At 68.6% G+C, this 22,832-nt stretch carries 20 protein-coding genes; 15 read left to right on the forward strand and 5 right to left on the reverse strand.

Annotated features, from left to right (window positions below):
* Positions 1-42: 42 nt before the first annotated feature.
* The 8 genes from rimP to pnp all read left to right on the forward strand — a co-directional run bounded on the left by rimP (position 43) and on the right by pnp (position 10,070).
* On the forward strand, positions 43-531 hold the full coding sequence (rimP, locus tag M2352_RS03750; RefSeq protein WP_264663163.1) for a ribosome maturation factor RimP: 489 nt from the start codon (positions 43-45) through the stop codon (positions 529-531).
* Between the two features lie 67 nt (positions 532-598).
* Positions 599-2,134: a transcription termination factor NusA gene (gene nusA / locus M2352_RS03755; RefSeq protein WP_264663164.1), complete on the forward strand. Its 1,536-nt coding sequence runs from the start codon at positions 599-601 to the stop codon at positions 2,132-2,134.
* A 63-nt stretch (positions 2,135-2,197) separates the two neighbouring features.
* Positions 2,198-2,932 carry an RNA-binding protein gene (locus tag M2352_RS03760; RefSeq protein ID WP_264663165.1) on the forward strand — a complete coding sequence of 245 codons (735 nt, stop codon included), beginning with the start codon at positions 2,198-2,200 and terminating at the stop codon, positions 2,930-2,932.
* Positions 2,929-5,706: a translation initiation factor IF-2 gene (gene infB, locus M2352_RS03765; protein ID WP_264663166.1), complete on the forward strand. Its 2,778-nt coding sequence runs from the start codon at positions 2,929-2,931 to the stop codon at positions 5,704-5,706. The genes M2352_RS03760 and infB overlap by 4 nt, the downstream gene beginning before the upstream one ends.
* 158 nt (positions 5,707-5,864) lie before the next feature.
* Positions 5,865-6,359, forward strand: a complete 495-nt coding sequence (gene rbfA / locus M2352_RS03770; RefSeq protein WP_264663167.1) for a 30S ribosome-binding factor RbfA — start codon at positions 5,865-5,867, stop codon at positions 6,357-6,359.
* Positions 6,349-7,290 (forward strand): tRNA pseudouridine(55) synthase TruB, encoded by a 942-nt coding sequence (gene truB / locus M2352_RS03775; protein WP_264663168.1) that lies wholly within the window; start codon positions 6,349-6,351, stop codon positions 7,288-7,290. The genes rbfA and truB overlap by 11 nt, the downstream gene beginning before the upstream one ends.
* A 15-nt stretch (positions 7,291-7,305) precedes the next feature.
* Positions 7,306-7,575 carry a 30S ribosomal protein S15 gene (gene rpsO / locus M2352_RS03780; RefSeq protein WP_264663169.1) on the forward strand — a complete coding sequence of 90 codons (270 nt, stop codon included), beginning with the start codon at positions 7,306-7,308 and terminating at the stop codon, positions 7,573-7,575.
* 380 nt (positions 7,576-7,955) lie between these two features.
* On the forward strand, positions 7,956-10,070 hold the full coding sequence (pnp, locus tag M2352_RS03785; RefSeq protein WP_264663170.1) for a polyribonucleotide nucleotidyltransferase: 2,115 nt from the start codon (positions 7,956-7,958) through the stop codon (positions 10,068-10,070).
* A 123-nt stretch (positions 10,071-10,193) separates the two neighbouring features.
* Here the strand turns inward: pnp and M2352_RS03790 are convergent, their stop codons facing one another.
* Positions 10,194-11,270, reverse strand: coding sequence for a lysine-2,3-aminomutase-like protein (locus M2352_RS03790; RefSeq protein WP_264663171.1), 1,077 nt, complete (start codon positions 11,268-11,270; stop codon positions 10,194-10,196).
* Positions 11,271-11,330: 60 nt separating this feature from the next.
* Here M2352_RS03790 and M2352_RS03795 point away from each other — a divergent pair, with 60 nt between their 5' ends.
* The 7 genes from M2352_RS03795 (at position 11,331) to M2352_RS03825 (ending at position 17,513) form a co-directional block, all read left to right on the forward strand.
* On the forward strand, positions 11,331-12,071 hold the full coding sequence (locus M2352_RS03795; RefSeq protein ID WP_264663172.1) for a glycerophosphoryl diester phosphodiesterase: 741 nt from the start codon (positions 11,331-11,333) through the stop codon (positions 12,069-12,071).
* A gap of 236 nt (positions 12,072-12,307) precedes the next feature.
* Positions 12,308-13,681, forward strand: coding sequence for an NAD(P)H-dependent flavin oxidoreductase (locus M2352_RS03800; RefSeq protein ID WP_264663173.1), 1,374 nt, complete (start codon positions 12,308-12,310; stop codon positions 13,679-13,681).
* Between the two features lie 158 nt (positions 13,682-13,839).
* Complete coding sequence (gene irrA / locus M2352_RS03805) at positions 13,840-14,301, forward strand: iron response transcriptional regulator IrrA (protein ID WP_406567263.1); 462 nt, start codon at positions 13,840-13,842, stop codon at positions 14,299-14,301.
* A gap of 134 nt (positions 14,302-14,435) precedes the next feature.
* Positions 14,436-14,855 (forward strand): rubrerythrin family protein, encoded by a 420-nt coding sequence (locus tag M2352_RS03810; RefSeq protein WP_264663175.1) that lies wholly within the window; start codon positions 14,436-14,438, stop codon positions 14,853-14,855.
* A 133-nt stretch (positions 14,856-14,988) separates the two neighbouring features.
* A complete protein-coding gene (locus M2352_RS03815; RefSeq protein WP_264663176.1) occupies positions 14,989-16,350 on the forward strand; it encodes a heterodisulfide reductase-related iron-sulfur binding cluster in 1,362 nt (453 codons plus the stop codon).
* 5 nt (positions 16,351-16,355) lie between these two features.
* The gene (locus M2352_RS03820; protein WP_264663177.1) at positions 16,356-16,964 is read left to right on the forward strand and encodes a DUF3501 family protein; all 609 of its coding nucleotides are present in this window, start codon (positions 16,356-16,358) and stop codon (positions 16,962-16,964) included.
* A gap of 18 nt (positions 16,965-16,982) precedes the next feature.
* Positions 16,983-17,513, forward strand: coding sequence for a DUF2867 domain-containing protein (locus tag M2352_RS03825; RefSeq protein ID WP_264663178.1), 531 nt, complete (start codon positions 16,983-16,985; stop codon positions 17,511-17,513).
* 80 nt (positions 17,514-17,593) lie between these two features.
* On the opposite strand, the gene M2352_RS03830 is transcribed toward M2352_RS03825, so the two are convergent.
* The 4 genes from M2352_RS03830 to hemC all read right to left on the reverse strand — a co-directional run bounded on the left by M2352_RS03830 (position 17,594) and on the right by hemC (position 22,814).
* The gene (locus M2352_RS03830) at positions 17,594-18,946 is read right to left on the reverse strand and encodes a heme biosynthesis protein HemY (protein ID WP_264663179.1); all 1,353 of its coding nucleotides are present in this window, start codon (positions 18,944-18,946) and stop codon (positions 17,594-17,596) included.
* Positions 18,943-20,967, reverse strand: a complete 2,025-nt coding sequence (locus tag M2352_RS03835; protein ID WP_264663180.1) for a COG4223 family protein — start codon at positions 20,965-20,967, stop codon at positions 18,943-18,945. Before M2352_RS03835 ends, M2352_RS03830 begins: the two co-directional genes overlap by 4 nt.
* A gap of 141 nt (positions 20,968-21,108) precedes the next feature.
* Positions 21,109-21,885, reverse strand: a complete 777-nt coding sequence (locus M2352_RS03840) for a uroporphyrinogen-III synthase (protein WP_264665298.1) — start codon at positions 21,883-21,885, stop codon at positions 21,109-21,111.
* 2 nt (positions 21,886-21,887) lie between these two features.
* The gene (hemC, locus tag M2352_RS03845) at positions 21,888-22,814 is read right to left on the reverse strand and encodes a hydroxymethylbilane synthase (protein ID WP_264663181.1); all 927 of its coding nucleotides are present in this window, start codon (positions 22,812-22,814) and stop codon (positions 21,888-21,890) included.
* Between the last annotated feature and the right edge of the window lie 18 nt (positions 22,815-22,832).

Below are 22,832 nucleotides of genomic sequence, written 5' to 3' on the forward strand. Positions count from 1 at the left end.
AAGGGGAAGCGGTGGGGCCGGCACGCTGACAGGCTAGGTGGAATGGACGCAGCAGGTCGGATCGAACAGATCGTCACCCCTTCGATTGAAGCCATGGGCTATGAGGTCGTGCGGGTTCAGATCTCGGGGGGTCAACGGCCCGGAGTTCAGATCATGGCGGAACGCGCCGATGGTGCGGCCATGACCGTGGACGATTGCGCGGACATCAGCCACGCCGTGTCGGCGCTGCTGGACGTGGAGGATCCCATTTCCGGGCCCTACACGCTGGAGGTCAGCTCCCCCGGCATCGACCGTCCGCTGACCCGGCTGAAGGATTTCGAGCGGTTCGCCGGCTTCGAGGCGAAGCTGGAATCGCGCATCGCCGTCGATGGCCGCAAGCGCTTCAAGGGGCTGCTGCGCGGGGTGGAGGAGGGCGAGATCCTGCTCGACACCGAACAGGGGCCGGCGCGGGTGCCGTTCGACAACGTGCTGCGGGCCAAGCTGGTGCTGACGGACGAGCTGATCCGGGCCAGCGCCGACGCCCAGGGCTGACCCGTCCGGCGTGGCATCGGGCCCGTGTGGACGAAACGAAGAACCAAGTTTCAGAAGAGTGTGACGGATGGAACTGCTGCAAGTCGCTGATGCGGTCGCCCGCGAAAAGAACATCGACCGGGATGAAGTCCTGGAAGCGATGGAGCAGGCGATTCAAAAGGCCGGGCGGTCCAAGTATGGCCACGAGCACGACATCCGCGCCCGCATCGACCGCAAGTCGGGCGAAATCCAGCTCGCCCGCTTCATGGAAGTGGTCGAAGACGCGGTGGAGAACGAAGCGACCCAGGTCACGCTGGCCTATGCGCAGCGCCGCCGCCCCAACGTGAAGGTCGGCGATTTCCTGGTCGATCCGCTGCCGCCCATCGATTTCGGCCGCATCGCCGCCCAGACCGCCAAGCAGGTGATCGTGCAGAAGGTGCGCGACGCCGAGCGCAAGCGCCAGTTCAACGAGTACAAGGACCGCCAGGGCGAGATCGTCAACGGGCTGGTCAAGCGGGTGGAATACGGCAACGTCACGGTCGATCTGGGCCGGGCCGAGGCCATCCTGCGCCGCGACGAGCTGCTGCCGCGCGAGCACTTCAAGAACGGCGACCGCGTGCGCGCCTATATCTATGACGTGCGCGAGGAAAGCCGCGGGCCGCAGATCTTCCTGTCGCGCACCCATCCCCTGTTCATGGCCAAGCTGTTCGAACAGGAAGTGCCGGAAATCTACGACGGCATCATCGAGATCAAGGCGGTGGCCCGCGACCCCGGCAGCCGCGCCAAGATCGCCGTCCATTCCAAGGACAGCTCCATCGACCCCGTGGGGGCCTGCGTCGGCATGCGCGGCAGCCGCGTGCAGGCGGTGGTCGGCGAACTGCAGGGCGAGAAGATCGACATCATTCCGTGGAACGGCGACAACGCCACCTTCGTGGTGAACGCGCTGGCCCCGGCGGAAGTCGCCAAGGTGGTGATGGACGAGGAAGGCCGCCGCATCGAGGTGGTGGTGCCCGACGACCAGCTCTCGCTGGCCATCGGCCGCCGCGGCCAGAACGTGCGCCTTGCCACCCAGCTCACCGGCTGGGACATCGACATCCTGACCGAACAGGAAGAATCCGAACGCCGGTCGGAAGAGATCCGCTCGCGCTCGCAGCTCTTCATCGACGCGCTTGACGTTGACGACGTGATCGCCCACCTGCTTGTGGCCGAGGGCTTCTCGTCGGTGGAGGAGATCGCCTACGCCGAGATCGAGGAGCTGTCGGAGATCGAAGGCTTCGACGAGGACGTGGCGGCGGAGCTGCGCGAGCGCGCGCTGCACTTCCTGGATCAGCTCGACACCCAGATGGCGGAACGCCGCCGTCAGTTGGGCGTGACCGACGACGTGGCGGGCCTGACCGGCTTCAGCCCGGCCATTCTGGTCAAGCTGGGCGAGAACGGCGTCAAGACCATGGACGATCTGGCCGACCTGGCCGCCGACGAGCTCCTGGAAATTCTGGGCAAGGACGCGCCGACCGAGGACGAGGCCAACGAGATCATCATGGCCGCCCGTGCCCATTGGTATGAAAGCGAAAACGGCGGTGCGGCAGCGGCCGGCGCCGAAGACGGAGAGGCTGCCGCATCCTGAACGGGTACGTGCCATTACAGTTTGCGCATTGACGCGGACCCGTGGAAGGCGGCATAGGAACGTATGGCTGAGTCGAACGAGGCTGAGAACGGCGGCGGCAGCGGCGAGGGAGAGGATTTCGACCCCGCGCCCGCGCTGCCCGACGAGCCGGAAGAGACGGGACCGAACCGGCGGTGCATCATCACCGGCACGGTCCAGCCGAAAGACGGCATGATCCGCTTTGTGGTCGGGCCGGATGGTGAGATAGTGCCGGATCTCGACGAACGCCTGCCGGGCCGTGGCCTGTGGGTGTCGGCGGATCGGGCAGCCCTGGCGAAGGCCGGGGGCAAGGGGCTGTTTGCCCGTGCGGCACGCCGTGCCGTACGGGTGCCACCCGATTTGACCGAGCGGCTGGAGCGCCTGTTGGAGCGCCGCTGCCTCGACCGGATCGGGCTGGCACGCCGTGCCGGACAGGCATTGGCGGGCTATGAGAAGGTGCGCGAGGCTTTGCGTTCCGGCCGGATCGGCCGCGAGGGTGGGGTTCCGGGCCTTCTTGTGGAGGCGGCGGACGGATCGGAGGACCAGCGGGCCAAGGTGGCGGCGCTGGGGCCTGATCTGCCCGTGATCTGCCTTTTCGACTCGGGCGCGCTTGCCGCTGCTCTGGGCCGGGACCACGCCGTGCACACCGTCGTGGCCCGTGGAAAGCTGGCGAGCCAGCTTCTGCGGGACGCGGCCCGGCTCACGGGCATCAGGGGCTTTGACGTCGGCGCCGCCGGCGGGCCAGGGAAACCAACGACTGAGATCAACCGGAACCGATGACCGACAGCAACGACCAGGACCAAAAGAAAGTCTTGCATCTCTCCGGCTCTGGCAAAGGCAAGCTGGAGTTGAAGAAGCCGGTCGACAAGCCGGTTGACAACACGGTCCGGCAGAGCTTTTCCCATGGCCGCTCCAAGACCGTGACGGTCGAGGTGAAGCGCAAGCGCGCGGTGGAAAAGGGCGCCGTGCCCGGCGTGGCCGACGGCGGTGCCGCCGCCCGTCAGGCGGCCCAGGGCATCCCCGTCCGCGGCGGCCAGGGCGGACGCCCCGCCCGTGGCGGCGGCGGCGGAGCCGTGCGCCAGCTGACCAAGGAAGAACGCGAGGCCCGGCTGCGCGCGCTGCGCGGTGCGGTGGAGGAGGAGGCTCAGCGCCGCGAGGCGGAGGCTGAAGCCGCCGAGGCCGCCGTCGTCGCCGCCGAAATCGCCGCCCTGGAGGCCGAGCAGGCCCCCGCCGCCGCCGAGCCGGCGGAGCCGGAAATCCTGGACGCGGAAACCCTGCGCAAGCGCGAGCTGGAAGAGATGCGTCTCATCCAGGAGGAGGAGGGCCGCGTCAAGGCCGCCGCCGAGGAGCGCCGCCGCCAGGACGAAGAAGCCAAGCGCAAGGACGAAGAGGCCCGCAAGGCCGAGGAGACCCGCAAGAAGGCCGACGAGCAGCCGCGCGCCCGTTCGGGTGGCGGTGCCGCGCCGGCGCGGACCCCCGCCGCCGACACCGCGGTGTCTCAGGTTTCGCCCGCCCCGCGTGCGGCGGACGACGAGGAAGACGCCGGTGCCCGTGGCGGTGCCGGCCGCGGCAAGGCAGCACCCAAGGGCAAGGCCGCGCCCGCGGCGGCCCCGCGCAAGGCCCCCGGTGCCGGCGCTCCCGCCGGCGACCGCCGCCGCGGTTCGGGCAAGCTGACCGTCTCGCAGGCGCTGTCGAGCGACGGGTCGGAGCGGACGCGCAGCCTTGCCGCCGTGCGCCGGGCGCGTGAGCGCGAACGGCTGCGCATGATGGGCCGCCAGGAAACCCAGAAGATCACCCGTGACGTCATCCTGCCGGAAGTCATCACGGTGCAGGAACTGGCCAACCGCATGGCGGAGCGCGGTGCGGACGTGATCAAGTCGCTGATGCGCATGGGCGTGATGGCGACCATCAACCAGACCATCGACGCCGACACCGCCGAGCTGGTGGTGGCGGAGTTCGGCCACCGCATCCGCCGCGTGTCCGAAGCCGACGTGGAGCTGGGCCTGCGCGGCGATGCCGACGCGCCGGAAGCGCTGGTGGCGCGTCCGCCGGTGGTGACCGTGATGGGTCACGTGGACCACGGCAAGACCTCGCTGCTGGACGCCCTGCGCAAGACCGACGTGGTGTCGGGCGAAGCCGGCGGCATCACCCAGCACATCGGTGCGTATCAGGTGAACCTGGCCTCGGGTGCGAAGATCACCTTCATCGACACCCCCGGTCACGCGGCCTTCACCGAAATGCGTGCCCGCGGCGCCAACGTCACCGACGTGGTGGTGCTGGTGGTGGCGGCCAACGACGGCGTGATGCCGCAGACCATCGAAGCCATCCATCACGCGAAGGCGGCGAAGGTTCCGATCATCGTCGCCATCAACAAGATCGACCTGCCCGACGCCAAGCCTGAGCGCGTGCGTCAGGAACTGCTCCAGCACAGCCTGGTGGTGGAAGGCATGGGCGGCGACGTGCTGGACGTGGAAGTGTCGGCCAAGGGCCGCCTCAACCTCGCCAAGCTGGAAGAGGCGATCCTGCTCCAGGCCGAAATCCTGGAACTGCGGTCCAACCCCAACCGCACCGCCGAGGGCGTGGTCATCGAAGCCAAGCTGGAACGGGGCCGCGGTTCGGTGGCCACCGTCCTGGTGCAGCGCGGCACGCTGAACGTCGGCGACGTGTTCGTCACCGGGTCCGAATGGGGCCGTGTGCGCGCGCTGGTCAACGACCGTGGCCAGACCGTGCAGTCCGCCGCCCCCGCCACCCCGGTGGAGGTGCTGGGCCTGAACGGCACGCCCATGGCCGGCGACGATTTCACGGTGGTGGAATCGGAAGCCCGTGCCCGCGAAATCGCCGAGTTCCGCCAGCGCAAGAAGCGCGAAGCGGCGGTGGCGGCCAGCGCGCGCGGCTCGCTGCAGGACATGTTCAACCGCATCCAGGCCGGCGAGGCCAAGGAACTGCCGGTCGTCATCAAGGGCGACGTGCAGGGCTCGATCGAGGCGATCTCCGGTGCGCTGGAAAAGCTCACCGCCGAGAACACCGAGGTCAAGGTCCGCGTGCTGCACGCGTCGGTGGGTGCGATCAACGAATCCGACGTGACGTTGGCGAACGCGTCCAACGCCATGATCATCGGCTTCAACGTCCGCGCCAACCCGCAGGCCCGCGATCTGGCCAAGCGCGACAGCGTGAACATCAGCTACTACTCGATCATCTACAACGTGATCGACGACGTGAAGGCGGCGCTGACGGGCATGCTGGCCCCGACGCTGCGCGAACGCTTCATCGGCTACGCCGAAATCCGCGAGGTGTTCAACATCACCCGCGTCGGCAAGGTCGCCGGGTGTATGGTCACCCAGGGCACTGTCAAGCGCGGCGCCGGCGTCCGTCTGCTGCGTGACAACGTGGTGATCCACGAGGGCACGCTGAAGACGCTGAAGCGGTTCAAGGACGAAGTGAAGGAAGTGCGCGAAGGCTACGAGTGCGGTATGGCTTTCGAGAACTACGACAACATTCAGACCGGCGACGTCATCGAAGCTTTCGAAATCGACGAAATCGCCCGCGCACTCTGAGTGTAAGGGATGGAAGGGCCCGCGGCCCTTCCTTCTTCAAGGGATGCAAGGGCTGTCGCCCTTATTTCCAAAGGATGCAAGGATCGGCGATCCTTGCCGGGGAGAGCGCGAGAGGGCCAGCGGCCCTCTCGCTTCCTTTTTGGCGAAAGCACTGTTCCATGTCGAACAAACACCACGGCGCCGACCGCGCCGGCAAAGCCCCGTCCCAGCGTCAGTTGCGCGTGGGCGAGGAAATCCGCCACGCCCTGGCCGCCGTGTTCCAGCGCGGCGACTTCCGCGACCCCGAGCTTCAGCATCTGACGGTCACGGTGACCGAGGTGCGGATCAGCCCCGACCTGAAGAACGCCACCGCCTTCGTCACCACGCTGGGCGGGGAAAACATGGAGGAAGGGCTGGCGGCGCTGCGCCGGGCCCGCGCCTTCCTGCGGTCGCAGATCGCCCGCGCGGTCAACCTGCGCCACGCGCCGAACCTGTTCTTCGAAGCCGACACCTCGTTCGATTACGCCGGGCGCATCGGCGCCATCCTGCACAGCCCCGAAGTGGCGCGCGACCTGCTGCCCCACGAACGGGATGCGCTGGACGAGGATGAGGATTTCGACGCCGAGGGTGACGCCGGCACCGATGACGGCGAGCCGCCCGCCCATGGCGCGTAAGCGGAAGGGCCAGCCGATCCACGGCTGGCTGGTGGTGGACAAGCCCGAAGGCGTGACCTCCACCCAGGCCCTGGCGAAGGTGCGCTGGCTGCTGAACGCGGAAAAGGCCGGGCACGGCGGCACGCTGGACCCGCTGGCCACCGGCATTCTTCCCATCGCGCTGGGGGAAGCGACCAAGACCGTTTCCTATGTCATGGACGGAACCAAGGTGTACCGCTTCACCCTGAAATGGGGGGAACGCACCACCACCGACGACCGCGAAGGGCCGGTGATCGAACGCTCCGGCGTGCGGCCCGCGCGTGAACGGATCGACTCGGCGCTCGGGGCCTTTCTGGGCGACATCCAGCAGGTGCCGCCGCAATTCTCCGCCATCAAGATCGACGGCGAACGCGCGTACGACATGGCGCGCGAGGGGGAGACGGTGGAATTGGCGGCGCGCACCGTGCGCATCGACCGGTTCGAACTGGTGTCCCTGCCCGATGGCGACCACGCGGAATTCGAGGTTCAGTGCGGCAAGGGCACCTATATCCGCGCGCTGGCCCGTGATCTGGCGGTGGCGTTGGGCACGGTGGCCCATGTGACGCTGCTGCGCCGGGTGCGTGTGGGACGATTTGGTCTGGAGAACGCGATTTCTCTGGACGATCTGGCGGCGTTGGAGCAAGGTGCCGCCGTCGAAAGACTTCTGTTGCCGATCGAAACCGCGCTGGACGACATCCCGGCGCTGGCTCTGACGGACGCGGAAGCGCATCGGCTGAAACACGGACAAACGGTGACTCTTCTCACCCGGATGGACCGCGAACGTCTGAAGGATGTTCGGGACCATGTGGGCGGGGACGGCACCGCTTTGGCGCTTTGTTCCGGGAAACCGGTGGGGCTGGTCCGTGTGGAGGGTGCGGAAATCCGTACGGTGCGCCTGTTCAACATTTCGTGACTTTGGGAGACCCCGATGTCGATCACTGCTGAACGCAAGCAGGAACTCATTAAGGAATACGCCCGTGGTGAAGCCGACACCGGCTCGCCCGAGGTGCAGGTTGCCATCCTGACGGAGCGCATCCGTAACCTCACCGAACACCTCCAGACCCACAAGAAGGACTTCCACTCCCGCCGTGGCCTTCTGGTGATGGTCGGTCAGCGCCGCAGCCTGCTGGACTATCTGAAGAAGAAGAGCCAGGAGCGCTACGCCACCCTGATCGAACGTCTGGGTCTGCGCCGCTAAGGCTGTCTGGAAAACCCCGCCGGTGCTTGCCGGCGGGGTTTTTCATCACCGGATCCTCCGGCAGTGGCGGTGAGGCGTGGGGGTGTGGGCCGTGTCCCCCCTGCGTTCGGATATAAGCCTGACGATGTGTGGCGATATCCTCTTCTGCACACGTATTGCAGCAATTCTTCAAAATGTTTCATATTCAGCGGCGCGCCTGATCTTTAACAAAGGGCGCGTAGCGCTTGGCGTTTGTTTGATGTATTGAAGAACGCATCAATCGGCGAAAGACGAGACCAAGCGGCGTCATCGCCATATACGCGGGGTCTGAACGACTGGTGGCCCCGGCCCTGGACAGACAATCCGGTCTGACGGGGTGTCGGATGGAAGGAAGAAAACGCATGTTTAAAGTGTTCCGTAAAGAAATCGAATGGGGCGGGCGCAAGCTGACGCTGGAAACCGGCCACATCGCGCGGCAGGCTGACGGCGCCGTTCTGGTCACGTACGGTGAAACCACCGTGCTGTGCACCGCCGTGGGCGCCAAGTCGCCGAAGCCCGGCATCGATTTCTTTCCGCTGACGGTCAATTATCAGGAAAAGACGTTTGCGGCGGGCAAGATCCCCGGCGGCTTTTTCAAGCGCGAAGGGCGCCCGACGGAAAAGGAAACGCTGGTCAGCCGTCTGATCGACCGGCCGATCCGCCCGCTGTTCGCCGACGGCTTCCGCAACGAGACGCAGGTCGTCTGCACCGTGCTGAGCCATGATCTGGAAAACGACAGCGACATTCCGGCGATGGTCGGCACGTCCGCGGCGCTGACCCTGTCGGGCATCCCGTTCCTGGGCCCGATCGGTGCGGCGCGCGTCGGCCTGATCGACGGCCAGTACGTGCTGAACCCGGCCATGGACCAGATCGCCAAGTCCGAGCTGGATCTGGTGGTGGCCGGCACCATCGACGGCGTGCTGATGGTCGAGTCGGAAGCCAAGGAACTGACCGAAGAGGTCATGCTGGGTGCGGTGACCTTCGGTCACAAGAGCTTCCAGCCGGTGATCCAGGCGATCATCGACCTGGCCGAAGAAGCCGCGAAGGAACCGTGGGAACTGCCGCCCGCGTCCTATGACGCCAAGGCCGTGCAGGACCGTCTGCGCGCCGCCGTCGGCTCGGACGTCGAAGCCGCCTACACCGAGACCGTCAAGCAGGTCCGTTACGGCAAGCTGGACGCCGCCAAGGCCAAGGCCATCGAGACCCTGACCGCCGAAGGCTTCGAACAGGCCGCGGTTGCCAGCGAATTCAAGGAACTGGAAGCCCAGATCCTGCGCGGTTCGGTGCTGAAGACCGGCCTGCGCATCGATGGCCGCGACACCAGGACCGTGCGCCCGATCGTGTCGGAAGTGGGCATCCTCCCCCGCGCCCACGGTTCGGCCCTGTTCACCCGCGGCGAAACCCAGGCGCTGGTCGTCGCCACCCTGGGCACCAGCCAGGATGAGCAGATCATCGACGCGCTGGAAGGCGAATACCGCGAACACTTCATGCTGCACTACAACTTCCCCCCGTATTCGGTGGGTGAAGCCGGCCGCATGGGCAGCCCGGGCCGCCGCGAAATCGGCCACGGCAAGCTGGCGTGGCGCGCGGTGCATCCGCTGCTGCCGAAGAAGGAAGATTTCCCCTACACGCTGCGCATCGTGTCGGAAATCACCGAGTCGAACGGCTCCTCGTCGATGGCCACCGTCTGCGGCACCTCGCTGGCGCTGATGGATGCCGGCGTGCCGCTGCCGCGCCCGGTGGCGGGCATCGCCATGGGCCTGATCAAGGAAGACGACGGTTTCGCCGTGCTGTCCGACATCCTGGGTGACGAAGATCACCTGGGCGACATGGACTTCAAGGTGGCCGGCACCGAAAAGGGCGTCACCGCCCTGCAGATGGACATCAAGATCACCTCGATCACCGAGGAGATCATGAAGATCGCCCTGGCCCAGGCCAAGGACGGGCGTCTGCACATCCTGGGCGAAATGGCCAAGGCTCTGCCCGACGCCCGTGAGTCGGTCAACCAGAACGCCCCGCGCATCACCGTCATCAACATTCCGAAGGAAAAGATCCGCGACGTGATCGGCTCCGGCGGCAAGGTGATCCGTGAGATCGTGGAGCAGACCGGCGCCAAGATCGACATCGAAGACGACGGCACCGTGAAGGTGGCGGCTGTGGATTCCAAGGCGGCCCAGGCGGCCATCGATTGGATCCGCGGCATCGTTGCGGAACCGGAACTGGGCGTGGTCTACATCGGCAAGGTGGTGAAGGTGGTCGATTTCGGCGCCTTCGTGAACTTCCTCGGCTCGCGTGACGGTCTGGTCCACATCTCCGAACTCTCGCAGCAGCGCGTCGGCAAGGTTGCCGACGTGGTGAAGCAGGGCGACGAGGTGAAGGTGAAGGTCATCGGCTTCGACGACCGCGGCAAGGTCAAGCTGTCGATGAAGCAGGTGGATCAGACCACCGGCGAAGACCTGACCAAGAAGGCGGACTAAGGCAAAGGGGGCATTGCCCCCTTTGATCCCCCACCAGGGGCCGCCGGCCCCTGGACCCCATTGATGGGATGCAAGGGCCGTCGGCCCTTGGCATGGGGTGCCGGGGGCAAAGCCCCTGGCAAACTAATCCTTATAAATGTGCTTTTGATTGCGGAAATCCGCCGCCTCCCACCCCTCGGCGGTGGGCGACACCCATTCCCCCGCCGCCGGCGCCTTGCCGTGGCCGCCGGGGATATCCAGCACATAGGTCGGCTGACACAGCCCGGAGACCGTTCCGCGCAGGGAACGAACCAGCGCGCGCCCTTCGTCCAGCGTGGGGCGGAAATGGCTGGTGCCGGGGGCCAGATCGGGATGGTGCAGGTAATAGGGCTTGACCCGGTGGCGCACCAGCCCGCGGAACAGGTTCTCCAGCGCCGCGGCGCTGTCGTTGATCCCCTTCAGCAGCACGGTCTGGCTGACCAGCGGAATGCCGGCGTCGGCCAACCGGGCCAGGGCGCCCGTGGTCTCGGGCGTCAGCTCGTCGGCGTGGTTCACATGCACGGCCACCCAGGTGGCGAGGCCGGGCGCGCGCAGGGCCGCCACCAGTTCCGCCGTCACCCGCGCCGGATCGGCCATGGGCACGCGGCTGTGGAACCGCACCACCCCCACATGCCCCATGGCGGCCAGCCCCTGCACGATCTCCGCCAGACGGCGGGGGGCGAGCAGGAAGGGGTCGCCGCCGGTGACCACCACCTCCCACACCGCGGGATGTTCACGCACGTACGCCAGGGCGGCGGCCAGCTCGTCGGCGGTCAGGGCATCGCCACCGGGGCCGACCATCTCGCGCCGGAAGCAGAATCGGCAATAAACGGCGCAGGCGTGCAGGGGTTTCAGCAACACACGGTCGGGATAGCGGTGTACGATCCCTTTGACGGGGGAGTGTACGTCATCCCCGATGGGGTCGCCGTTCTCACCGGGGGCGGTGTACGCCTCTTCCGGGGTGGGAATGTACTGGGCGTACACCGGGCCGCCGGGGGATTGGGCCGCCTGTTCCACCACGTACGGGGTCAGGGACACGGCGTAGCGGCGGGTGACGCTTTCCACCGCCGCCGCCGCGTCCGGGGTCAGCAGTCCGGCGGCCACAAGATCGGCGGTGCGGCGGGCCGGCTTCACCGGAACGTCACTGGCGGAAACCGCGGCTTCGGGCAAAATGGTGCTCATGGTCGTATGGTGGAGGGTGAACGGTGCCGTCTCTGGCCCGTTCATATAGAGGAAAAGCCGATGCTGTCGATGATTCCCCGCTTGATCGGCCACCGGGGGGCCAAGGAATCCGCGCCGGAAAACACGCTGGCGTCCATCCGCGAAGCGGCGGCGCAGGGGGCGGCGTGGATCGAGTTCGACGTGATGCTGACCCGTGACGGCGTGCCGGTGGTCATCCATGACGACACGCTGGACCGCACCACCGACGGCCACGGCCCCATGAACGTGGTGGATCATGCCGCCCTGAAGCGGCTGGATGCCGGATCGTGGTTCGATTCGCGCTTTGCCGGCGAACGGGTGCCCGACCTCACCGAGGTGCTGGATCTGGCCCGCAGCCTGACCCTGGGCATCAACGTGGAGGTCAAACCCTTTCCGGGGCAGGAGGAGGAGACGGCGGCCACCGTCATTTCGTTCTTGCAACGATATTGGCCGGACAATGGCCGGCTTCTGGTGTCCAGCTTCGAGGTGCCGAGCCTGGAGACGGTGCGCCGTCTGGCCCCGGCCCTGCCGCTGGGCTATCTGCTGTGGGATCCGCCCGCCGACTGGGCCGCCATCGCCGGCCGGCTGCGGGCGGACACCCTGAACGTGGACCAGGAACGGCAGACGGCGCGGAGCGTGGCGGAGTACCGGGCCACCGGGCGCCCGGTGCTGGCCTATACGGTCAACGACGCCGGGCGGGCGGCGGAGCTGTTTTCGTGGGGGGTGAGCGCGGTCTTTACCGACGCGCCGGGCCGGTTGCAGCGCGAAATGGGGGCGATGTGACGGTTCTGTGTCGCCGATCGTGCAAATACACTCGAACCGTTGCGCGAATGCACTTATATATGGCCCGTCAGGAGCGGAGCAACGGCGCTGGCGGGGATGACCCGGCGGCACCGTTCCTTGCATCCCGCTTTCCGGCACATGCTCATGGGACGCTTCCGTGATAGGGTGGCGCCCGTCGTTGAAACGCGGTCGATTTGGGGTTGGAGGGTTCGTTGAAGGCGCTGAAGCCACTGGTCATGTCGGGCCGGGAAGTGCTGCCCCTGGTGGAGGGCGGCAAGGGTGTCGCGGTGTCGAACGGCGAAAGCTCCGGCGCCTGGGCAGCCGCGGGCGGTATCGGCACGTTTTCGGGCGTCAACGCCGACAGCTACGATGAAAACGGTGTGATCGTCCCGCAGGTCTATCACGGCAAGACCCGCCGTGAACGGCACGATGAACTGATCGCCTACGGCATCCGTGGCGCGATTTCCCAGGCCCAGATCGCGCACGAGCGGTCGAACGGCCAGGGCCGCATCCACATGAACGTCCTGTGGGAAATGGGCGGGGCCGAGGAAATCCTGCACGGCGCGCTGGAAGGGGCCAAGGGCCTGATCCACGGCGTGACCTGCGGGGCCGGCATGCCCTACCGCATCGCCGAGATCACGGCCAGCTACGGCTGCTACTATTATCCCATCGTGTCGTCGGCCCGCGCCTTCCGCGCCCTGTGGCTGCGCGCGTACCAGAAGTTCCGCGCCAACCTGGGCGGCGTGGTCTATGAGGATCCGTGGCTGGCCGGCGGCCACAACGGCCTGTCCAATTCCGAAGACCCGCAGAAGCCGGAGGATCCGTTCCCCCGCGTCCTGGCACTGCGCCAGATGATGAACAGCTTCGGGCTGAACGATATTCCGATCGTCATGGCCGGCGGCGTGTGGTGGCTGTCGGAATGGGAAGACTGGATCGACAACCCCGACCTCGGCCCCGTGGCGTTCCAGTACGGCACCCGTCCGCTGCTGACCCAGGAAAGCCCGATTTCCATGGCGTGGAAGCGCCGGCTGCTGACGCTGAAGGACGGCGACGTCCTGCTGAACCGCTTCTCCCCCACCGGTTTCTATTCCTCGGGCGTGAAGAACCCCTTCATGCTGGAGCTGATGGCCCGGTCGGCGCGTCAGGTGGCCTATATGTCCAAGCCGGTGGGTGAGCATTCGGCGGAGCTGCAGATCGGCCCCCGCGGGCGTCCGGTCTATCTGTCGGAAACCGACCGCCAGCGCGCCCAGGGCTGGCTCGCCGCCGGTTACACCACGGCGCTGAAGACCCCCGACAACACCCTGGTCTTCGTGGAGCCGGAACGGGCCGAACAGATCCTGACCGACCAGATCGACTGTATGGGCTGCCTGTCGGCGTGCCTGTTCTCCAACTGGTCGCAGAACGAGGAAGGCACCACCGGCAAGCGTGCCGACCCGCGGTCCTACTGCATCCAGAAGACCCTCCAGGCCGTCAGCCATTCCGACGACTGCGAGAACCAGCTGATGTTCGCCGGGCACAACGCCTATCGTTTCGGCAGCGATCCGTTCTACGCCGACGGGTTCATCCCGACGGTGAAGGAACTGGTGGACCGGATCGCCACCGGGTACTGACCGGGACGGTTGGGGGGCGGCGGCGTGCCGCCCCCCTTGATCCTTTGCCCCGGTCCCTTGCCGGCTGTCTGGTTTCGTTCTAAATTGTCGTTTTGCGACCCGTTGTCGCAGGCTGTTCCGGTCTTTCCCTCTGGTGCAGCCGAACCCAGCAGCCGATGATGGACGCCATGACCGGAAACCGACCCTACAAGCGCGCGCTTGACCGCCTGCATTCGGCCGGTCTTCGCCCCACCCGCCAGCGTCTGGGCCTGGCCCGCCTGCTGTTCGACGCCGGCGACCGCCACGTCACCGCCGAGCAGCTTCACGACGAGGCGATGCGTGCCAGCCTGCGGGTGTCGCTGGCCACCGTCTATAACACCTTGAACCAGTTCACCGACGCCGGCCTTCTGCGCGAAGTGGTGGTGGAGGCGGGGAAGTCGTATTTCGACACCAACACGTCGGACCATCATCATTTCTTCCTGGAAGAAACCGGGCATCTGGCCGACATCCCCGGCGATGCGCTGGTGGTCAGCCATCTGCCCGCCCCGCCGCCGGGCACGGCGGTGGCGCGGGTCGATGTGATCGTCCGCCTGTCCCCGGCGCCGGATGCGCCCGGCAAGCCCGACTCCAGCCCGCTCTGAGTTAGTTTAGAAAAATTCCAAAAACTTGACCGCACCAGCAATTGGTGCGATAAAGCGTGTCCACGCCTGCCCGCGAAGGGAAGACTGGGATCCAAGACCGCCGGGCATGGGATCACCTCACGGAGGGAAGCACCATGACTGCGCTGAAGGGGTCGAAGACCGAAGAGAACCTCAAGGCGGCCTTCGCCGGGGAAAGCCAGGCCAACCGCCGCTACCTCTATTTCGCCCAGAAGGCGGATGTGGAGGGGTACAACGACGTGGCGGCGGTGTTCCGTTCCACGGCGGAGGGGGAAACCGGCCACGCCCACGGCCATCTGGAATTCCTGGAGGAGGTGGGGGATCCCGCCACCGGCCTGCCCATCGGCGAAACCTCCCAGAATCTCAGGGCGGCGATCGCCGGGGAAACCCACGAATACACCGACATGTACCCCGGCATGGCCCGTGTCGCCCGCGACGAGGGCTTCGACGAGATCGCCGACTGGTTCGAGACCCTGGCCAAGGCGGAACGATCCCACGCCGGGCGCTTTCAGAAGGCGCTGGACCAGCTTTCCTGATCCCGCCGCCGGTGTCAGTCCGTACCGGCGGAGCGATCCCCCTCTCCCGCCCCGGGAGAGGGCTTATGAACCGGACGCCGTGACCCCGAAGCGGTCCCCCGTTTTGCGTTTGATCCCGGAGCCGGAAGGAACCATGCGCGAAGGCAGCCTGGACGCGCCGACCCGCCATCTTCTCGACTGGCAGGATCCCGCCTTCACCGACGCCGCCGCTTTGGATGCGGAGATGCGGCGGGTCTTCGACATCTGTCACGGCTGCCGGCGGTGCTTCAACCTGTGCGCCAGCTTTCCCCGGCTGTTCGATCTGGTGGACAACGCCGGTCCGGGGGAACTGGATGCCGTGCCGTCGGCGGCGTTCAAGACGGTGGCGGACGGCTGCACCCTGTGCGGCCTGTGCTTCATGAGCAAATGCCCCTATGTGCCGCCGCACCCGTGGGCGGTGGATTTTCCCCATCTGATGGTCCGCGTCCGCGCCGCGGAACGGGCGCGCAGCGGCACCCCCTTCGCCGTGCGGCAGATGGCGGAGACCGACCGCAACGGCACCGTGGCCGGCATGGTGGCACCGCTGGCCAATTGGGCGGCGAAGACCGGCAACCGCCTGACCCGCCCGCTGCTGGAAAAGGCGGCCGGCATCCACCGCGATGCCGCGCTGCCGCGGTTTCACGGCCACACCTTCGTCCGCCGGGCCGCGGCGGAGCCGGTGGCGGTCAACACCGCGGCCCCGGCGTACGGCAGGCGCAGGGCGGTGCTTTACGCCACCTGTTCGGTCAATTACAGCACCCCGTCCATCGGTCTGGCCGCGCGTGCGGTGCTGGCGAGACTGGGTGTGGAAACGGCGGTGGCCTATCCCGGCTGCTGCGGCATGCCCAAGCTGGAACAGGGCGATCTGGCCGGCGTCAGCGCCGCCGCCGCCCGCGTCGCCCGTGGTCTGGAGCCATGGATCGACCAGGGCTATGACGTGGTGGCCCTGGTCCCGAGCTGCGCGCTGATGCTGAAGACGGAATGGCCGCTGATGGTGCCCGCCGACGCCCCGCACCGGGCGGCGGTGGACCGGCTGGCGCGGGCCACCGCCGATCTCAGCGAGTATGTGGTGGACATCGCCCGCCGCGAGGGGCTGGCCGACGGGCTGGGGCCGCTGCCGGGCGGGGTGGCGCTCCACATCGCCTGCCACGCCCGCGCCCAGAACATCGGCCAGAAGGCGGCGGAGATGCTGCGCCTGATCCCCCAGCCGGACCTGACGGTGATCGAGCGCTGCTCCGGCCACGGCGGTGCATGGGGGGTGAGGCGGGAGAATTTTCCCGTCGCCCTGACGGTGGGCAAGCCGGTGGCAGCCAAGGCGGCCACGGCCGGCAAACGGTTCCTGGCATCGGAATGCCCCCTGGCCGGTCCCCACATCGCCCAGGGGATGCGGACCGCGGGCGCCGATGCGGTGCCGGACCCGCTCCACCCCATCGAACTGTTCGCCCGCGCCTATGGCATCGACGTGAGAGAGGGATAAGCCCCATGCCGCCCTGGAAGACCGCGATCACCCGCGCCGACATCCTGCCCATGGAGGTCTATGGCCGCGAACGGGCCGAGCGGCGCCGCGCCCTGGTGGCGGTCAAGCGGGACCGGCGGGTTCCGGTCGGCCCCCATGCCATGTTCCTGTTCGAGAACTACGCCACCATGTGGCAGCAGGTTCACGAGATGCTGTTCATCGAGCGGGGCGGGGAGGCGCAGATCGAGGACGAGCTGCGCGCCTACAACCCCCTGATCCCCCAGGGGCGGGAGCTGGTGGCGACGGTGATGTTCGAAATCGACAGCCCCACCCTGCGCCACCGGCTGCTCGGCTGCCTGGGCGGTGTCGAGCACCATATGGAGCTTCAGATCGGCCCTCACCGCATCCTGGGCCGCCCCGAGGGCGACGTGGACCGCACGACGGCGGCGGGCAAGACCTCCTCGGTCCATTTCCTCCACTTCGATTGCACCGATGAGCAGATTGCCGCCTTCCGCGACCCCGCCGTCCCGGTGCTGGCGGCCGTGACCCATCCCGCTTACAGTCACATGGCCGTGCTGCCCCCCGCCACCCGCGCCGCGCTGTGCGGGGATTTTCAGGAAGGATGCCCCCCATGAAACGGAAGGATGCCCCCCATGAAACGGGCGGAACTGACCACCGTGCCGGCGCACAGCGCGCTGCTGCCGCTTCTCGACGGCGCGGATTTCCACGACGCCTACCGCTTTCCCGTATCCGGCCCCGACGGCCTGCCGCCGCTGGGCGTCTTCATGGCCGCGATGGCGGCGACGCCGGCCTGGGTTGACCGTCTGATGTGGCTGCGCAACCGGATCGTGGAGCGGCTGGGGCTGAAGGATCTCGGCCTGCTGGGCGGCTTCCGCCCGTCCAAGCCGCTGTCCGACTATGGTCCGGGGGACCGGGTGGGAATCTTCACGATCCAGGAGATCCGGGACGGCGAGATCATCGTGGGCGACAAGGACCGGCATCTCGACGTCTGGCTGTCGCTGTGCCTGATGCCGGCGGACGGCGATGGACGGTGCGCGGTTCTGACCACGGTGGTGAGGAACCGGAACGCGCTCGGCCGGCTCTATATGCTGGTGGTCAAGCCGCTGCACCGGATCATCGCCCCGGCGGTGCTGAACACCTATCTGGCCCGCTCCCCCGGCTGACGCGGGCGAGGCAGGAAACGCGAAAGGCGGCCCTTGCGGGCCGCCTTTCATCGTTTCGGCGTCTGGGATGACCGCCGGCGTCAGGCGCGGGCCGCTTCCACCGGAGCCGGCAGGGCGGCGGCGCCGTCGGCGACCGCGTGCACGGCCACCTGGGGCGTCTTCCATTCCAGCGTGTCGAAGGCGCCGCAGTTGCCGCACAGCCCGGCCCAGTCGTGGCTGACCGCACCGCAGGGGCGGCAGGTCCAGGCGGGATCGGCGGGGGCGTCGGCGGCCTTGGCCAGCCACGCCGACGCGGCTTCCTCGTTGCCGTGCTCGGCGCGTTCCAGTTCCGCCAGCAGGCGGTAGATCCGCGGCGCGGGCTGGAGTTCCAGGGCACGGGTCAGATGGGCGCGGGCCTCGCTCCAGGTCTGGGCGTCCATGGCGGCGCGGGCCAGCGCCACATGCCCCTCGACGTTGCCCTGGCTGAGCCGGGTCAGGTTCTCGAAGGTCTTCAGCCGGGTGGCGGCGTCGTACCGCTCCAGAAGCTGGCGGTAGGCGTCGGCCAGTTCCGGGTGCGGCTGGAGCTTCCACGCCTTTTCCACCACGCGGGTCGCCTTGCGGGTCTTGCCGGCCAGATGGAGCAGGCGGGCGTAGCGGGCGGCGGCGGGGGCGAAGGTGGGCACCAGCTCGAACGCGGTTTGCGCGTGGTAGAGCGCGGAATCGGCCCGGCCATGGCGTTCGGCGTCGAAGCTGCGTTCCAGCAGCAGGGCGGCGCGGTGCTGGCGGGCGTCTTCCGCCGGAACCGCACCGGCCCGCACGGCGGCCTGGAGCGTGCGTTCCGCGGCGGCCCATTCACCGGCCCGCGCTTCCAGATCGTACAGCGTGGTCAGCACCCACGGCGTGGCCGGCTGAAGCTTCTGGGCACGGCGGGCGAGGTTCAGCGCCTCCACCTTGTCGCCGTTCTTGATCGCCATCATCAGCAGGCCGCGGAGGCCGAGGAACGCGGTCTCCGGCTGGTCGAGCATGGCGGTGAAGTATTCCTTCGCCCCGCGCTCGTCGCCGGTCAACTGTGCGGCCTGGGCCGACAGCAGCATGGTCAGGGGCGGATCGTGCAGCAGCTCATCGGCCTTGCGGGCCATGCGGCGCGCCGTCTGGGGATCGCCGGCGGCCACGGCCACCAGCCCCTGGGTCAGGGCGTGATAGCCCTTTTCCCGGCGGCGGGCGCGGCTGTAGCCGGCCAGGTTCGACGGGGCATAGCGGATGATCCGGTACAGCCGGTACAGGATGGCCGCGGCCCCCAGCGCCACCACCGTCACCAGGACGGCCATGGCGAAGGAGGTGTTCACCACGAACCCCTGCCATTCGACGGTCAGGGTGCCGGGGCGCTCGGCGAGCCAGATGGCGATGGCGATGACCACCGCCACCTTGGCCATGAACCACAGGGCGCGGATCATTGGGCCACCGCCTGGCCCTTGGCGGCCGCGTTCAGAAGCGCGATGGAACGGTCGGTCAGGGTCGTGCCGGCGGCCTCGGCCGCCAGCCGGGCCCGGGCGTCGGCCAGCCAGCCGGCGGCGGCCTGGGCGGCGGGGCCGGTCAGGGCCGACAGCTCGGTGACCGCACCGGCCAGATTGCCCTGATGCACGGCGGCTTCGGCGCGGGCGGTGATGGCCTCCGCCGTGTCGCCGACGATGCCGCCGCCCTGGCGGCGGACGGTGACCAGGGTGGACAGGGTGCCGGTGACCTGATCGACCCAGGTGGCGCCGTTGCCCTTCAGGTCGGCCTTGACGATCTCGTCGGCCAGCGGGCCGAAGCGGTCGGCAAGCTGGGCGCGGGTGGCCACGCCCCTGCCCGCCAGCGGGGCCAGGGTGTCGAGGGCCGAGACCACGGCACCGTCGGAGCCGGCGACGGCGCGGGCGGTCTTCAGCTCCGCCTCGAACGGCTGGCCGGTGGCGATGGCGCCGGCAAGCTGGCCGGCGGCGAGCACCAGCGACTGGGCCTGGGCCTGGGCGTTGGCGATCTTCTGCACCGTGTCGGCCAGGGCGGAAACCTCGCCCTTCACGCCGGTGATGTCCTGCTGGGCCTGATCGGCGGCCTTGGCGGCGTCACCGGCGGCCTTGGCGGCCTGACCGGCGGTCTGGGCCGCGGCGGCGACCTGGGCCGGGTCAACGGCGGGGCGTTGCTCCAGGGCCGCCAGACGGCTGCCGAGCGCGGCCGTCTGGGCTGTGTCGAACGAGGCACCGGGCGCCGACGGGGCGGCGGCCACGGGGGCGGGAGCCGCCGGCTGGGCGGCCAGCTTCTTTTCCACCGCGTCCAGACGGGCGGTCAGCGCCGTGGCGTCACCCGCGGGAGCGGCGGCGGGGCGCTGCTCCAGCTTGGCCACCCGGTCGGTCAACTGCTGGATCTGGGCGCGCAGGGCCGGATCGGCGGGCGGCGGCGGGGCGACGGGGCCGGCGTGGGGCCAGCCCGGCACCTTCGGACCCCAGAAGGGTTCGGACAGGGCGGCGGCGCCGACAATCAGCGCCAGCAGGGACACGACGGTGGCGAAGCCGGCACCGCCGGTCCGCTGCTCCACCACCACCGGGGCGGGGGTGTAGGTGGACTGGGAACCACCCGCCGGCCTATCGGTCTTGGGCGGCTCGGCCTTGGGCGTTTCAGTCTTGGAGGGGGCCGCGGCTGCGGTGGCGGGCTTGGTGCCTGCGGGGGGCGCGCTCGGCTTTACGTCCGCCGGCTTGCCGGCGGTAGCGGGACCGGCGGCGGGCTTGGGCGTGTCGGCGACCGAAGTGGGGGCCGCCGGCTTTACTTCGGCAGGAGTGGGCTTGGCCGGTTCGCCGGGCTTGGGCGTCTCGGCGACGCTGACCGGCTTCACCTCCGCCGGCTTCGCGTCGGCGGGCTTGGCGCCGGCGGCGGCGGGCGGCGGGGTGACCACGGTCTTGGGCGTGTCGGCGACCGAGGTGGGGGCCGCGGGCTTCACCTCGGCGGGAACGGGCTTGGGCGCTTCACCGGGCTTGGGCGTCTCGGCGACGCTGACCGGCTTCACCTCCGCCGGTTTCGTCTCGGCGGGTTTGGGCGCGTCGGTCTTCGCGGGTTCGGTCTTGCTGGTGGAATCCGGGGCCTTGGCGGCGGCCGGCTTTTCCTCGGGCGTCTTCATCGGTGCGGCCTTCCCATCGGCGGCTTTGGCCTCGGTTGCGGAACGGTCTTCGGCGGGGGTGGCGGCTTCCAGGTCCGCCTCGTCCAGTTTGATGCGGAGTTTCAAAGCGGTGGCGCGGAGGTCCGCATGGCGGGACAGCGGGATGGCACCGCGCTTCTTCCAGCCCTGCACCGTCGTGACCGGGGTTTTCAGCTTGTTGGCCATGGGCCGGATGCCGCCGAAGCGCTGGATGATGCGTTCGGTGGCATTCATGGAGGAGGGGGACCCCGCCGAGTCGTCGGCGTCGGGTTCCGCTCCGGGTGTGTCGGAGCCTGGACGAAAGGTCATGGAAAGCCTTCTTGGTCGCTTTTCTCGGGTCTGGAAGCCGGTGCTGCGGTCGTGACCTTCTTTTCTTTGGGTGGCTTCTCGCGGATTGGCGTGTGTGGAACGGTGATGGGCAACAACAGCCCCGCCCCCCGCTCCCGGTCCTTACGGGGCACCGAGAAGGGCGAGCAGAGCATCCTGATCGGGCCGCGCCGCCACCTGTACGCGCCGCCAGGACACCGGCCCCGACGGACACGTACACACGGCCTCCGCGACCGCGGGGCTGAGGCAGTACACGTCCACCGTACGGCAACGGGAGATGTGTCCCGCCTCGGCCACCAAACTAACAAACGAACGGGCGGTACGGGGAGAGAAAATCAACACGCCGTCCAGCCGATCATCGCTGGAATCACCGGTCAGCGCGGCGATGGTGGCCGGGGTCAGGCGGCGCGACGGGCGGGCGTCGTACAGGGACAGCCGGCGGACGGCGAACCCATGCTGCGCCAGCATTCCCGCCAGGTCGCCGGCCACCGTCGTTCCTGCGACATGAAGCAGCACGCCGCCCGTGGGCGTGCAGCGTTCCCGGACCAGACCGGCCAGCGCATGCACGTCGCCGGCCGCACTCTCCACCCGCACGAACCCGGCGTCCCGCGCCGCGCGCGCCGTGGCGTCGCCCACCGCCAGGACCGGGCGGTCCCGCCGGCCCGTACGTCTGGTGAAGGCGCGTACACCGTTGGCGCTGGTGAACAGCAGCGCCTGTACGTCCTCCACCTCCGGTTCCGGGCCGTCCAGCCACACCATCTCCAGCATGGGCTCCACCAGCGTGATGAAGCCCGCGGCGGCCAGCCGGGCGGCCAGGGGTGCCGCATCCTCCGCCGGGCGGGTGATCAGCAGCCGGCGGCCCGATGCGTCTCCCGGCACGGTGGCGGTGGTGCGGGCCATGGTCACGGCAGGAAGAAGCCGGGGGGAAGCTGCGCCTTGATCTCGGCGCCGGCATCGGCCCCCATGGCAACCCCCTCATCCGCCGGTCCGGTGCGGCGGGCGCGGAACACCTGCCGCCCGTCGGTGGACAGAACCTTGGCGTCCAGGGTCAGGGTGTCGCCGTCCAGGCGGGCCAAGGCCGCGATGGGCGTGCGGCACGATCCGTCGAGTGCGGCCAGCAGCGCGCGTTCCGCCGTCACGCGGGCCGCGGTGGCGGGGCAGTGCAGCGCCTGGACATAGCCGCGGGTGCGGCCGTCGCCGCTGCGGATCTCGATCCCGATGGCGCCCTGGGCCACGGCGGGCAGCATCTCTTCCGGTTCGAACACCGCGGTCAGCAGGTGGGACATGCCCAGACGGCGCAGGCCGGCCAGCGCCAGCAGGGTGGCGTCCACCTCCCCCGCCTCCAGCTTGGACAGGCGGGTCTGCACGTTGCCGCGCAAGGGGACCACGGTCAGGTCGGGGCGGCGTTCCAGGATCTGGGCCTGACGGCGCAGGCCGGCGGTGCCGATCACCGACCCGGCGGGCAGGGCGTCCAGCCCCGCCCCGGTGCGGGAGAAGAAGGCGTCACGCGGATCTTCCCGTGGCAGCAGGCAGGCGATCTCCAGCCCGTCGGGGAGCCAAGTGGGAACGTCCTTCATGGAATGGACGGCCAGATCGGCGCGTCCGTCCATCAGGGCTTCCTCCAATTCCTTGGTGAACAGCCCCTTGCCGCCGGCCTCGGCCAGCGTGCGGTCGAGGATGCGGTCGCCCGTGGTCTTGAAGACCACGATCTCGATCATGCCGGGGGCGGCCAGTTCGGGGTGGGCCGCGGCCAGACGGTCGCGGGTTTCGTGGGCCTGCGCCAGCGCCAGCGGGCTGCCGCGCGTGCCGATGCGGAGCGGTGTTGTCATAAGATCTGTTTGTACGGC

Source organism: Azospirillum fermentarium, from assembly GCF_025961205.1.
Taxonomy (GTDB): Bacteria; Pseudomonadota; Alphaproteobacteria; order Azospirillales; family Azospirillaceae; genus Azospirillum; species Azospirillum fermentarium.

Coding starts and splice junctions, on each gene's coding strand:
- M2352_RS03810 (WP_264663175.1), top strand. CDS start 14,436: ATGACTGCGCTGAAGGGGTCGAAGACCGAAGAGAACCTCAAGGCGGCC.
- M2352_RS03840 (WP_264665298.1), bottom strand. CDS start 21,885: ATGGCCCGCACCACCGCCACCGTGCCGGGAGACGCATCGGGCCGCCGG.
- M2352_RS03835 (WP_264663180.1), bottom strand. CDS start 20,967: ATGACCTTTCGTCCAGGCTCCGACACACCCGGAGCGGAACCCGACGCC.
- M2352_RS03825 (WP_264663178.1), top strand. CDS start 16,983: ATGAAACGGGCGGAACTGACCACCGTGCCGGCGCACAGCGCGCTGCTG.
- truB (WP_264663168.1), top strand. CDS start 6,349: ATGGCGCGTAAGCGGAAGGGCCAGCCGATCCACGGCTGGCTGGTGGTG.
- rimP (WP_264663163.1), top strand. CDS start 43: ATGGACGCAGCAGGTCGGATCGAACAGATCGTCACCCCTTCGATTGAA.
- rpsO (WP_264663169.1), top strand. CDS start 7,306: ATGTCGATCACTGCTGAACGCAAGCAGGAACTCATTAAGGAATACGCC.
- infB (WP_264663166.1), top strand. CDS start 2,929: ATGACCGACAGCAACGACCAGGACCAAAAGAAAGTCTTGCATCTCTCC.
- hemC (WP_264663181.1), bottom strand. CDS start 22,814: ATGACAACACCGCTCCGCATCGGCACGCGCGGCAGCCCGCTGGCGCTG.
- M2352_RS03800 (WP_264663173.1), top strand. CDS start 12,308: ATGTCGGGCCGGGAAGTGCTGCCCCTGGTGGAGGGCGGCAAGGGTGTC.
- irrA (WP_406567263.1), top strand. CDS start 13,840: ATGGACGCCATGACCGGAAACCGACCCTACAAGCGCGCGCTTGACCGC.
- M2352_RS03790 (WP_264663171.1), bottom strand. CDS start 11,270: ATGAGCACCATTTTGCCCGAAGCCGCGGTTTCCGCCAGTGACGTTCCG.
- M2352_RS03820 (WP_264663177.1), top strand. CDS start 16,356: ATGCCGCCCTGGAAGACCGCGATCACCCGCGCCGACATCCTGCCCATG.
- M2352_RS03795 (WP_264663172.1), top strand. CDS start 11,331: ATGCTGTCGATGATTCCCCGCTTGATCGGCCACCGGGGGGCCAAGGAA.
- nusA (WP_264663164.1), top strand. CDS start 599: ATGGAACTGCTGCAAGTCGCTGATGCGGTCGCCCGCGAAAAGAACATC.
- M2352_RS03815 (WP_264663176.1), top strand. CDS start 14,989: ATGCGCGAAGGCAGCCTGGACGCGCCGACCCGCCATCTTCTCGACTGG.
- pnp (WP_264663170.1), top strand. CDS start 7,956: ATGTTTAAAGTGTTCCGTAAAGAAATCGAATGGGGCGGGCGCAAGCTG.
- M2352_RS03760 (WP_264663165.1), top strand. CDS start 2,198: ATGGCTGAGTCGAACGAGGCTGAGAACGGCGGCGGCAGCGGCGAGGGA.
- rbfA (WP_264663167.1), top strand. CDS start 5,865: ATGTCGAACAAACACCACGGCGCCGACCGCGCCGGCAAAGCCCCGTCC.
- M2352_RS03830 (WP_264663179.1), bottom strand. CDS start 18,946: ATGATCCGCGCCCTGTGGTTCATGGCCAAGGTGGCGGTGGTCATCGCC.